The sequence below is a fragment of the Streptomyces sp. NPDC039609 genome, assembly GCF_055596705.1.
In genome coordinates this window covers 1-11,355 of the sequence record NZ_JBVIUJ010000030.1, presented here as the reverse complement: position 1 = coordinate 11,355, position 11,355 = coordinate 1, and the positions used below count along the sequence as shown (strand labels likewise).

Annotated in this window: 10 protein-coding genes; 9 read left to right on the top strand and 1 reads right to left on the bottom strand. The window is 70.1% G+C overall.

Annotation, left to right across the window (positions count from 1 at the left end; translation table 11 throughout):
- Window positions 1-243: 243 nt before the first annotated feature.
- Window positions 244-1,338, bottom strand: coding sequence for a ParB/RepB/Spo0J family partition protein (locus tag ACZ561_RS39985; RefSeq protein ID WP_471005069.1), 1,095 nt, complete (start codon window positions 1,336-1,338; stop codon window positions 244-246).
- A gap of 788 nt (window positions 1,339-2,126) precedes the next feature.
- On the opposite strand from ACZ561_RS39985, the gene ACZ561_RS39980 reads away from it, so the two are divergent.
- From ACZ561_RS39980 to ACZ561_RS39940, 9 genes are read left to right on the top strand one after another with little or no spacing between them, the layout of a single operon-like run.
- Complete coding sequence (locus tag ACZ561_RS39980) at window positions 2,127-2,339, top strand: MbtH family protein (protein ID WP_471005067.1); 213 nt, start codon at window positions 2,127-2,129, stop codon at window positions 2,337-2,339.
- A gap of 29 nt (window positions 2,340-2,368) precedes the next feature.
- The gene (hppD, locus tag ACZ561_RS39975; protein WP_471005065.1) at window positions 2,369-3,451 is read left to right on the top strand and encodes a 4-hydroxyphenylpyruvate dioxygenase; all 1,083 of its coding nucleotides are present in this window, start codon (window positions 2,369-2,371) and stop codon (window positions 3,449-3,451) included.
- A complete protein-coding gene (locus ACZ561_RS39970) occupies window positions 3,451-4,578 on the top strand; it encodes an alpha-hydroxy acid oxidase (RefSeq protein WP_471005063.1) in 1,128 nt (375 codons plus the stop codon). The genes hppD and ACZ561_RS39970 overlap by 1 nt, the downstream gene beginning before the upstream one ends.
- Before the next feature lie 54 nt (window positions 4,579-4,632).
- Entirely contained in the window at window positions 4,633-6,123 is a 1,491-nt protein-coding gene (locus ACZ561_RS39965; RefSeq protein ID WP_471005061.1) for a tryptophan 7-halogenase, read from the top strand.
- A 41-nt stretch (window positions 6,124-6,164) separates the two neighbouring features.
- Window positions 6,165-7,379 (top strand): prephenate dehydrogenase, encoded by a 1,215-nt coding sequence (locus ACZ561_RS39960; RefSeq protein ID WP_471005059.1) that lies wholly within the window; start codon window positions 6,165-6,167, stop codon window positions 7,377-7,379.
- A gap of 39 nt (window positions 7,380-7,418) precedes the next feature.
- The gene (locus ACZ561_RS39955; protein WP_471005057.1) at window positions 7,419-8,276 is read left to right on the top strand and encodes an acetaldehyde dehydrogenase (acetylating); all 858 of its coding nucleotides are present in this window, start codon (window positions 7,419-7,421) and stop codon (window positions 8,274-8,276) included.
- Entirely contained in the window at window positions 8,273-9,310 is a 1,038-nt protein-coding gene (gene dmpG, locus ACZ561_RS39950; RefSeq protein WP_471005055.1) for a 4-hydroxy-2-oxovalerate aldolase, read from the top strand. Before ACZ561_RS39955 ends, dmpG begins: the two co-directional genes overlap by 4 nt.
- Before the next feature lie 31 nt (window positions 9,311-9,341).
- On the top strand, window positions 9,342-10,328 hold the full coding sequence (locus ACZ561_RS39945) for a class I SAM-dependent methyltransferase (RefSeq protein ID WP_471005053.1): 987 nt from the start codon (window positions 9,342-9,344) through the stop codon (window positions 10,326-10,328).
- A gap of 17 nt (window positions 10,329-10,345) precedes the next feature.
- Complete coding sequence (locus tag ACZ561_RS39940; protein WP_471005051.1) at window positions 10,346-11,137, top strand: 2-keto-4-pentenoate hydratase; 792 nt, start codon at window positions 10,346-10,348, stop codon at window positions 11,135-11,137.
- Window positions 11,138-11,355: the final 218 nt, after the last annotated feature.

The following is an 11,355-nucleotide window of genomic DNA, read 5'->3' as shown; positions in this document are numbered from 1 at the left end:
AGACAGCTCCCGGCCCGCGCAGCGCACCGCCACCGCATCCGGAGAACGCAGCACCTGAGCCGCGAAAGCCGCCTGCACCGAACCACCGGCCGACACCGCGCCGAACGCGGACGACCGATCCTCGGCACGACGGACAGCACGTGCAGTACTCATGGCCAATGACTCTCTTTCGGGGTTGCAGTCGCACGGATTTCGAGGGGCGGGCATCGCGGTCACGCGGTGCCGGATGAGCGTCGCGGCGGCTCAGCCGTTCGTTCTCTGGACGGTCCGGGCCCCCGGCCGTCCGCCCAGCTCCTGGGCGAAGGCCGTCCAGGTCTCCGCGTACGAGCGGGCCAGGTCCGCCACCAGGCCGCCGGAGTGCGCCGGCACCGCGGCGGCCAGGTCGGCCCACATCCGCTCGTCGATGGAGTTCTGCTGGAGCAGGCGGAGCAGATGGCGCCCCGATTCCCGCTGGCGCAGTGCGGGGTCGCGCACCAGCTTCTTCAGTACCGCCGCGGGGTTCGGCTGCGGCTGGACGCGCGGTGCCGCGGCGGAACCCGCCTGTGCCGCTGCGGTCTCGGCCTCGTCGCGCGGTCCGGGCGTGCCGTCCGCCCCGTGGGCATCCCGGCCCGCCGCCAGCTGTCTGCGGACTTCGCCCACCGTCGTCGGCGAGACTCCGGCGATCCGGGCCACCTCGCGCAGGGACGCCTGAGGGTTTCGGGCCAGGGCCTCGGCCGCGCGCTGCCGGCCGTCCATGCTGTTCACCGGCCGGACCCGGCCGTCCTTGCCGACCCGCAGGTCCTCCCGGGTCTCCACGCCGGAAGCCTGGCGGATGGCCGCCACGGTCTTGGCGCCGAGCCCCGAGGCCCGTGCGATGGACCGGTCGGACAGGTGTGGATGGGTTGCCACGATCCGTTCCGCGGCCATGCGCCGGTCGGCCTGGGACAGCGGGAGGCCGTGTGTGACGTTGGCTTCGACGCCGCGAAGGAACGCGTCGTCGGCGCTGCCGTCGAAGTACCGCACGGAGATGGTCCGCTGACCGCGCAGCCGGGCGGCGGCGAGGCGGTGCCTGCCGTCGATGACGCGCATGGTCCGGCGGTCCACCAGGATGGGCGGGAGGGGGTCCTCGGTCTCGGCCAGGCGGGCGGTGTGCTCCTCGTCCTCCCCCTCGGAGCGGAGGGACTCGCCTGTTGCCAGGACGGTGAGAGGAACCTCGACGCACGGTGCCTCGCCCGGTTCCACTCCGGAGCCGGCCGGCCGGACCAGGCCCTCGGATCCGGTGCCGGTGCCGGTGCCGGTGCCAGTGCCAGTGCCGGTGCCGGATCCGGTGCCGGTGGTCGTCAGTTGGGGCGCTCTCACTGCGGCCTCCGGAGATGGGCGGGCGGGGACGGGGTCATGCGTACGACCGCGGGGGGACCGTGGCGACCCGTGCACGGCCCTCCGGCCGGTGCCGACGCGGGTTGCTCCAGTTCGGTGTCGGCGCGGGGCATGGCTGTGCTCCTGGAGGTAGGCGTGTGGTCGCCGGCCCATATCCCGGTCTGTTCGGGAGACCGGGCCTCGGCGGCGCTGAAGAGAGCTTCGCCCCCGCCGTACCCCGCTCGTAAGACCTTGCGGCTGGCAGGACCCGACCGGGCCGTTTGGTGCCAGCCACGGGCTCCCGCAGACCCCTGTGACCTGCGCTTCCGGCGGACTGTCACGAACCGGCCAGACCCCAACCGGCCACTCGCCCGACCGCTGTCGTGGCCGCTACCGGCTACGGCCGCACCGACCGTGCCGCGCTCCGGCGGAACTCTCGCGGCACTGCGCGGCAGGGCGTCAGCCGCATGGTGGCCAGGGTGTCCAAGTGCGGCGCCGCCGCACTTGGACACCGGTCGGATCCGGCCACCCGGCGGGAGTGGATTTTTTCTTCTCCTTCATGCAAATCTCCCTCCCAGACGGAATCCGGGCCGCCCGGCGGGGTGAACGTCCTCAAGGCCGACGGGCCTTGCAGAGGATTTCCCGCCCGATCCCGCGAATCCGGATCCCAAGACTTCCGCGGATCATTCCTGCTTGCGCCGGTGTGCTCTTCCGTGCCCTTATCCCGTCGTGGACGAGGGCTTCGGCGAGACATGCCGCGTGCAGCCGCAACCGACAGAAGGAGCGAGGTCGTGACCAATCCTTTCGAAAACCCCGAGGCGGAATACCTCGTACTCATCAACGAGGAGCGCCAGTATTCGCTCTGGCCGAAGTTCGCCGAGGTTCCGGCGGGCTGGACCGCCGTTCACGAGAGTGGCCGCGCGGCCTGCATCGAGTACATCAACGCGAACTGGACGGACATGCGGCCGCACAGCCTCGTCCAGCAGATGAACGCCACGGTCTGATCCGTACATCGAGGGGGACGGTGAAAAAAATGTCTGATGCGGACGTGTCGGTTTTCGACGGGCTCGCCATCGATCATGTCGAGTTCTATGTGGAGGACACCGCGGCTGTCGCGGCGCAGTTCATCGACGGCTACGGCTTCGAGATCTACGGGGCCGCCGGCTCCGCGGGGCCCGCCCCGGGTGTCCGGTCGGTGGCCCTCGGGAAGAACCAGATCCGGCTGGTCCTGACCTCGGCGCAGGGTGCCGATCATCCCGCGGCCGCCTATGTGGCGCAGCACGGTGACGGAGTGGCGAACATCGCGCTCACGACCTCGGACGCGCGGAAGGCGTTCGCCGAGGCGGTGCGCCGGGGTGCCGCCGCGGTGGCGGAGCCGACGGAACGGGACGGGCTGACAACGGCCTCGGTCCGGGGTTTCGGCGATGTGATCCACACCTTCGTGCAGCGCCCCGCACTCGGCGACGCACGTGAACTCCCGGGCTTCCGCCCGGTACCCGGAGAGGGTGCCCGGTTCGACAGCGGACTGAATCTGATCGACCATTTCGCCATCTGCCTCGAAGCCGGTCAGCTGGCCCCCACGGTGGAGTTCTACGAGAACGTCCTGGATTTCCGGACGATCTTCGAAGAGCGCATCAAGGTGGGAAATCAGGCCATGGATTCCAAGGTGGTCCAGAGCCGGTCCGGTGCCGTCACACTCACCCTGATCGAGCCCGACACCTCACTGGATTCCGGACAGATCGACGGGTTCCTGAAGAACCACGACGGGGCCGGGGTCCAGCACATCGCCTTCACGGTGGACAACATCGTGGAGTCGGTGGGCCTGCTCAAGTCGAAGGGAGTCTCCTTCCTGGGAACCCCGGAGGCGTATTACCGCCTGCTGGCCCTCGACCCGACGAAATACTCGGTGTCCGATCTGAAGGACCTGGACATCCTGGTCGACGAGGACCACGACGGCCAGCTCTTCCAGATCTTCACCAAGTCGGTCCACCCGCGCCGCACCTTCTTCATGGAGGTCATCGAGCGCATGGGCGCCCGCACCTTCGGGAGCGGGAACATCAAGGCCCTCTACGAGGCGGTCGAGCGGCAGCGGGCCGATGCGGAGGCCGGGAAGTAATGGCCCAGCAGTTCGGGGCACCGGCCGACGGAGCGGGCACGCAGCCCCTGTGCGTGGCGGACCTGCGCAGGGCGGCCCGGAGCCGGCTGGCGCCGGAGGTGTGGGACTTCGTCTCCGGCGGCAGCGGTACGGAGTCCACCCTGGCGGCCAACAGGTCGGCCCTCGACGAGGTGTCGGTGGTGCCCAGGGCGCTGGCCGGCGTCGAGCGGAGCGATACCGCGGCGCGGCTCCCGGGCACTTCGGCCGCGCTGCCGCTGGCGGTCGCCCCGATGGCGTACCAGCGACTTCTGCATCCGGAGGGGGAGCTCGCTGCCGCCAAGGGCGCCCGAGAGGCGCGGGTCCCCTTCGTGGTCAGCACCATCAGCAGCACCCCGATGGAGGAGATCGCCAAGGTCGGGGCGGACCTGTGGTTCCAGCTGTACTGGCTGCACGACCGCGGCCGGGTGCTCGATCTGATCCGCCGGGCCGAACAGGTGGGCTGCCGGGCGCTGATGGTGACGGTGGACGTCCCGGTCATGGGCCGCCGACTGCGCGACCTGCGCAACGAGTTCACCCTGCCGTCCTGGATCCGCAGCGCCAACCTGGACCCCGACGGTCCTTCCGCGGCGCACGAGCGCCGGCCCCACGAGTCGGCCGTGGCCGCGCACACCAAGACCGCCTTCGACCCCACGCTCGGCTGGTCCGACCTGGAGTGGATCAGGGACCAGACCCGGCTTCCCCTGGTGGTCAAGGGGATCCTCGACCCCGGGGACGCGGACCGGGCCGTCCGGCTCGGAGCCGAGGCCGTGGTGGTCTCCAACCACGGGGGCCGGCAGCTTGACGGCGCGCCGGCCAGCATCACCGCGCTGCCGGGGGTGGTCGAGGCGGTGGAGGGGCGGGGCCGGGTCCTCATGGACAGCGGGATCCGCAGCGGCACCGACATCCTGCGGGCCCTGGCGCTGGGCGCCGACGGGGTCCTGATCGGACGGCCGGTGCTGTGGGCCCTGGCCGCGGCCGGGGCCGAGGGAGTCACCCAGGTGCTCTCGATCCTCCGGACGGAATTGGAGGAGGCACTCCTCCTGGCGGGATGCGCCGATCTGGCCGCCGCCCGCACCTTGCGCTCACTTGTTTCCGGTACGCGGGGCTGAACACCGCGTCTGAGGCCTGGAATCCCTCCAAGGCCATCGAAGGAGAAGAAAGTCATGCACGACACACACGACCACGAGTTCGACGTCGTCGTCGTCGGTGGTGGGCCGGGCGGTTCCACCGTGGCCACCCTGGTGGCGATGCAGGGGCACCGTGTCCTTCTGCTGGAGAAGGAGGAGTTCCCCCGGTACCAGATCGGGGAGTCCCTGCTGCCCTCGACGGTGCACGGCATCTGCCGACTGCTCGGCGTCTCGGAGGAGCTGGAGAAGGCCGCGTTCATGCCCAAGCGCGGAGGCACCTTCCGGTGGGGCAGCAGCCCCGAACCGTGGACGTTCTCCTTCTCCGTCTCCGACACCTTCTCGGGGCCGACCTCGCTGGCCTACCAGGTCGAGCGCATGAAGTTCGACCAGATCCTCCTGGACAACGCGCGGAACAAGGGCGTCGAGGTCCGCGAGAAGAGCTCCGTGGTCGACGTCGTCGAGGAGGACGGCCGCGTCTCCGGGGTGCTCTACAGCGACGCCGAGGGGGTGCGCCACACGGTGCGCAGCCGCTTCGTCGTGGACGCCTCCGGCAACAAGAGCCGCATCCACAGCCGCATCGGCGGGACCCGGCGCTACTCCGAGTTCTTCCAGAACATCGCGCTCTTCGGGTACTTCGAGGGCGGGAAGCGCCTGCCGGCGCCCAACTCCGGCAACATCCTCTGCGCGGCCTTCGACGACGGCTGGTTCTGGTACATCCCGCTCACCGACGAGCTCACCAGCGTCGGCGCGGTCCTGCGGCGCGAGTCCCTGGACCGCGTCCAGGGCGACCGCGAGAAGGCCCTGATGAGCCTGATCGAGGAGTGCCCGCTCATCGCGGAGCACCTGTCCGAGGCCCGCCGGGTGGAGAGCGGCCCCTACGGCGAGATCCGGATCCGCAAGGACTACTCGTACTGCCAGGAGAACTTCTGGCGTCCGGGCATGGTCCTGGTGGGCGACGCGGCGTGCTTCATCGACCCGGTCTTCTCCTCCGGTGTGCACCTCGCCACCTACAGCGGGCTGCTGGCCGCCCGCTCCATCAACTCCTCCCTGGCGGGCGACTTCGACGAGGCGACGTGCTTCGAGGAGTACGAGACCCGCTACCGGCACGAGTACTCGCTCTTCCACGACTTCCTGGTGGCCTTCTACGACATGCACCGGGACGAGGACTCGTACTTCTGGACCGCCAAGAAGGTGACGAACAGCTCGTCCTCCGGGCTCGAGTCCTTCGTCGAGCTGGTCGGAGGAGGGGCCTCGCACGAGAGCGGGCTGGTCAACGCCGCCTCCTACGCCGAACGGCGCGAGTCCACGTTCCGCGAGTTCTCCGAACTGGCCGACCGGCCCGCCGGGGAGGCGGGCACGGACCGGGACCTCTTCGACTCGACGCTCGTGCAGTCGGTGCTGGAGGAGGGCGCCAAGATCCAGGTCCATGCCGCGCTGGGCGAGGTCGTCGACGACGAGGGCCCGATCCGGGAAGGCGGTCTCGTGCCGTCCACCGACGGCATGCGCTGGGCGGACTTCAGCTACTGACCTGCCGTCGTGTACCGGGCCCGACGGGGAGAGGGGGAACGATGGTACGCACGATGGCGGTGGTCGGCACCGGCGTGATCGGTACGTCGATCGGCCTGGCCGTGAGCCGGCACGGCATCCACGTGCACTTGCTCGACAAGGACGAGGCGGCCGCCCGCACGGCGGCGGCGCTGGGCGCGGGGGCGCTGGGAGCCCCGGACGAGCCGGTCGATCTGGCGGTGATCGCCGTACCGCCGAGCGCGGTCGGCGGAGTGCTCGCGGAGATGCAGGCGCGCGGGCTGGCCCGGACCTACACCGACGTGGCCAGTGTGAAGGCGCAGCTGGCGCGGGACCTGTGGAACTCCGCGGTTCCGTCCTCCAGTTATGTGGGCGGGCATCCGCTCGCCAGCCCTGCGCGCAGCGGCCCGCTGGCCGCCCGCGCGGACCTGTTCGAGGACAAGGCCTGGGTGCTGACCCCTTCGGAGAGCACCTCCCAGGACGCGGTGAACCGGGTGTTCGCGATGATCGCGCTGTGCGGGGCCGTCCCGGTGATCATGGGGGACCGCGTGCACGACGACGCGGTGGCGCTGACCTCCCACGCGCCCCAGGTGGTGGCCAGTCTCATGGCCGCGCGGCTCCAGGGCGGCTCGCGGGAGTCGTTCCGCCTCGCCGGGCAGGCACTGCACGACGTGACGCGGGTGGCCGTCCGGGACACCGAGCTGTGGAACGACATCCTGCGGGCCAACGCACCCGCCGTCGCCGGGGTGTTGCGGGACCTCAGGGACGACCTGACGAGCCTGCTGACCGGCCTCGACGACCCGTTCGGCGCACTGCGGGACGGCCGGAACCCGGAGCCGGTGGCGGACCTGCTGAACCGAGGGGCCGCCGGACTGGCCGCGATCCGGGAGTGGCAGGCCGCGGACAGCACGCACGTGGAGGTCCTGGTCCCGGAACGCCCGGGGCAGCTGGTCCGCCTGCTGGACGCGCTCAAGGAATTCGAGGTGGACCAGGAGGACGCGGTGCCGCGGTACTCCGCGACGGAGCGCACCCTGTCCGTCACGTTCGCGCTACCCGCCGTGCGGGCCCGCCACATCGTCGTGGAACTGGGCCGGGCCGGCTGGGAAGCCGGAACCGTCGACCCGGATTCCGGCCTGCAGGAGCCGGCCTGGCACCCGGAAGTCCCCGTACAGACCACTGGCCCGGTTCGAGCGGACCGGGCACCTCACACAGTTTCTTCGGAATTGGCAGTACTGACAATGCGGACAGAGGACAGGTGAATGCACACACAGGAAAGTCCCCTTGCTGAACCTCTTCGCGTGGCCATCATCGGCACGGGAAACATCGGCTGCGACCTGCTGCTCAAGGTCATCGCCTCGCCCCAGCTCCAGTGCGTACTGTTCGCCGGACGACGCGCGACGTCGCCCGGAATCGCACTCGCCGAGTCCCACGGGGTGACGACGACCGACGGCGGGATCGACGCCGTCGCCGCGATGGCGGACGGGATAGACCTCGTCTTCGACGCCACCTCGGCCAAGGACGCGGTCCACAACTGGAAGATCCTCGAAGCCCTGGGGATCCCGGTCGTCGACCTCACCCCGGCGAACCTCGGCAGGTTCTGCGTGCCGGCACTGAACCTCGAGGAATGCCTCACCGAGCCGAACGTGAGCATGGTGTCCTGTGGCGGCCAGGCCGCGGTTCCCATCGCGCGCTGCTTCAGCGACGCTTCCGAGGACGGTCTCGGATACCTGGAGATCGCCACGGCCAGCTCCTCGGCGAGTGTCGGTCCGGCGACCCGGGCGAACATCGACGAATACGCCTTCATCACCCAGAAGGCGACCCGCGAATTCTGCCGGGTGGACAGCGCCAGGACGTTTCTCATCATCAATCCGGCGGAGCCGGGCATCGTCATGCGAAACACCATTGCCGTCCCCGACTCCGAGAACATCGACATGGATGCGCTGCGCGTCGCGGTCGAGCACATGGAGAAGCGGATCCATTCCTATGTCCCGGGCTATCGCGTCGTCGTGCCGCCCGTTGCCACCGACGGTCGCGTCATGGTCACGATCGAGGTGGAGGGACTCGGCGACTGGCTGCCGCGCTACGCCGGAAATCTGGACGTCATCACCTGCGCGGCGGTGGCCGTCGCCGAGGGCCGAGCGGAGGCACGTCGATGAGCACCCCCACCGAGCGACGGCTCGAAATCTGTGACACCACCCTCCGGGACGGCAACCACGCCGTGGCGCACCAGCTGGGGCGTTCGGACATCGTGGCCTACGCCAAGGCCGCCGAGCTCGCGGGGGCCGACCTCCTGGAGGTCGGCCACGGCAACGGCCTCGGCGCCTCCTCCCTCCAGGTCGGGCGCGCGGCGCTGAGCGACACCGAGATGCTCACGGCCGCCCGGGAGCAGCTGAAGGGGACGAAACTCGGCGTCCTGTCCATCCCCGGGTTCGCCACGGTCGAACGCGACCTGAAGCCGGCGCTGGAATGCGGGGTCGACGAGGTCCGGGTCGGCGCGCACTGCACCGAGGCGGACGTGACCCGCCAGCAGATCACCATGCTGCGTTCGATGGGCGTCACCGTCAAAGGCATGCTGCTGATGAGCCACATGGCGCCGACCAAGGACCTGATCGAGCAGGCGCGGCTCATGCAGGAGTACGGAGCGCACGCGGTCATCCTCATGGACTCGGCGGGCGCGTACACCCCGGCCGCCGTCGACGAGAAGGTCGGGGCACTGGTCGGGGAACTCGACATCGAGATCGGGTTCCACGGCCACAACAACCTCGGGCTGTCGGTGATGAACAGCATGGCCGCCATCAAGGCCGGCGCGACGATCGTGGACGTGACGGCGCGCGGCTTCGGCGCCGGAGCGGGCAACGCTCCCCTCGAACTGGTGGCCGCGAACCTGCACCTGGAGCAGATCGAGACCAGGCTCCAGTTGTTCGGCGCGCTCGACGCGGCCGATCTCGCCGAATCCACCTTCGTACAGCGCATTCCGGCGAACGACAGCGTGACCATCACCAGTGGAATCGCCGGTGTCTTCTCCGGATTCGCCGCACCCGTCCGCCGTGCCGCGGAGCGCTTCCAGGTGGACCCGCGAGAAATCCTGATGGAACTCGGCCGCCGCGGAGTCGTCGCCGGCCAGGAGGACTCCATCATCGAGGTCGCCTTGGGCCTCGCCGAGAAGGACTCCCTTTACGCAGTCATGTGACGGACTATCAGAAATGCGAGGAACAACAGACATGGTGAACGTGAAAACCGCGGGCGAGGTCGGCGCGGACTACGCGGCGGTCGCCGCACTGCTCCAGATCGGCGCCGAGATCGGCGCGGACCAGGTCCTGGACTCGGGCCGCACCTTCGGCGTCGCCGAGTTGGCCGGGGCGACCGGCCTTCCGGAGGACCGTCTCGGGGAGTACCTGCGCGCCCTCTCGGCCGCCGGGCTGCTGACGGCCGTGGACGGTGACCTGTACCGCCCGTCCGAGGACTACGCGGACTGGCGGCACGAGGTCGGCTACCTCTCCTGGGCGCTGACCGCCAACAGCCCGTTCCTGCAGAACGCGCGGGCCTTCCTGTCCGGTGACGAGTCCGCCGCCGACACCCACCAGCGGGACGGGCGCCGGGTGGCGGTCAGCTCCCGCTGGATCGGGGACCGCACCTTCTACCCCGCCGTCGTCGAGCGCGTCACGGCCGCCGGGGCCAAGCACGTGGTGGACCTCGGCGCCGGCGCCGCGGGCCTGCTCATCGGTCTCCTCCGGCAGGACGAGCAGCGCACCGGGGTGGCCCTCGACCTGAGCGCGGGCGCCTGTGCCGCCGCACGGGAGGACGCGAAGCGGGCCGGAGTGGCCGACCGGCTGCAGGTCGTCGAGCGCTCGGTCGAGTCCCTGATCGCCGATCCCACTCCGCTGGAGGGCGCGGACGCCATCCAGGCCTGCTTCGTGATGCACGACGTCCTGCAGGACGAGGCCGTCTTCGACGACGTGCTGCGCACCTGCCACAAGGCCCTGGCACCCGGTGGCGTGCTGGCCGTGGTCGACGCGGTCTCCTACGGGCAGGAGGACCGCGAGCGCAAGTTCAGCTCCCTCTTCACCTACCTGCACGCGAACTTCATGGACGTGGAGCTGCCCACGGAGGAGCAGTGGGTGGAGAAGTTCCGCAGCGCCGGCTTCTCCGACGTCGACTGCAGCTCGCAGGTCATGCCGGGCGGCCGGCTGTTCCTGGCGACCAAGTGACCACCGGAGCCCGGACCATGCTTCAGGATCCCCGAGCGGTTCACGCGCACATAGCCGCCGAACTGTGGAACGCCAAGCGGGAGCGCAAGGCGGTGCCGCCGGTCTCCCTCCGGTACCCGGAGTTCACCGCGCGGGACGCGTACGTCGTCCAGCGGGCTTTCCGCACCCTTGAGCACGAGAACGGCGCGGTGCACGCCGGATACAAGATCGGCGCCACCAGCGCCGCCATCCAGCAGATGTTCGGCGTCGACGAGCCCGACTTCGGTTTCCTCACCGAGGAGATGATCCTGGGCGACGGGGCCCTCCTCGATCCGGGCCGGTTCATCGCGCCGAAGGTCGAGGGGGAGATCGCCTTCCGGATCGGTACCGACCTGTCCGGTCCCGGTACGACCGCCGCGGACGTCCTGGCCGTCACCACCGAGGTCTTCCCGGCCCTGGAAGTGCTCGACAGCCGGATCGAGAACTGGGACATCGCCTGGGTGGACACCGTCGCCGACAACGCCTCGTCAGCCATGGTCGTGCTGGGCGAGCCCGTTCCCTTCGACGGACGCGACCTCGCCGCGGAGACGATGGTGTTCGAGTCGGGTGATTCCGTCCAGACCGCCCGGGGCTCGGCCGTGATGGGCCATCCCGCAGAGTCCGTGGCCTGCCTCGTCCGGATCCTGGCCTCCTTCGGCGCGGGGATCGGCGCCGGCGACGTGATCCTGGCCGGCTCCCTGGCCGGAGCGGTCGACCTCAAGGCGGGCGCCACCGTGCGGGCCTCCTTCGGATCCCTGGGCTCCGTGTCCCTTTCCACCTCCAACGCATGAGTCCTCGTACAGCGCCTTCCGTGCGGCACGCGTGCGACCTCGACCCCGAAAGAGGGTGACGAACAATGCTTGTTACAGAAGATGTTCTCCTGGCCGAGGATCGGTCGTCCGCGTCGTGCGCGGCGTCGGCCGCCGGCTCGGTGCAGGCGGCTTTCGCGGCTCAGGTGCTGCGTTCTCCGGATGCGGTGGCGGTGCGCTGCGCGGGTCGGGAGCTGTCG

What these genes read in the sequence shown, in the direction of transcription:
- hppD (WP_471005065.1), top strand. Translation starts at nt 2,369, where the DNA reads ATGTCTGATGCGGACGTGTCGGTTTTCGACGGGCTCGCCATCGATCAT.
- ACZ561_RS39970 (WP_471005063.1), top strand. Translation starts at nt 3,451, where the DNA reads ATGGCCCAGCAGTTCGGGGCACCGGCCGACGGAGCGGGCACGCAGCCC.
- ACZ561_RS39965 (WP_471005061.1), top strand. Translation starts at nt 4,633, where the DNA reads ATGCACGACACACACGACCACGAGTTCGACGTCGTCGTCGTCGGTGGT.
- ACZ561_RS39960 (WP_471005059.1), top strand. Translation starts at nt 6,165, where the DNA reads ATGGTACGCACGATGGCGGTGGTCGGCACCGGCGTGATCGGTACGTCG.
- dmpG (WP_471005055.1), top strand. Translation starts at nt 8,273, where the DNA reads ATGAGCACCCCCACCGAGCGACGGCTCGAAATCTGTGACACCACCCTC.
- ACZ561_RS39945 (WP_471005053.1), top strand. Translation starts at nt 9,342, where the DNA reads ATGGTGAACGTGAAAACCGCGGGCGAGGTCGGCGCGGACTACGCGGCG.
- ACZ561_RS39940 (WP_471005051.1), top strand. Translation starts at nt 10,346, where the DNA reads ATGCTTCAGGATCCCCGAGCGGTTCACGCGCACATAGCCGCCGAACTG.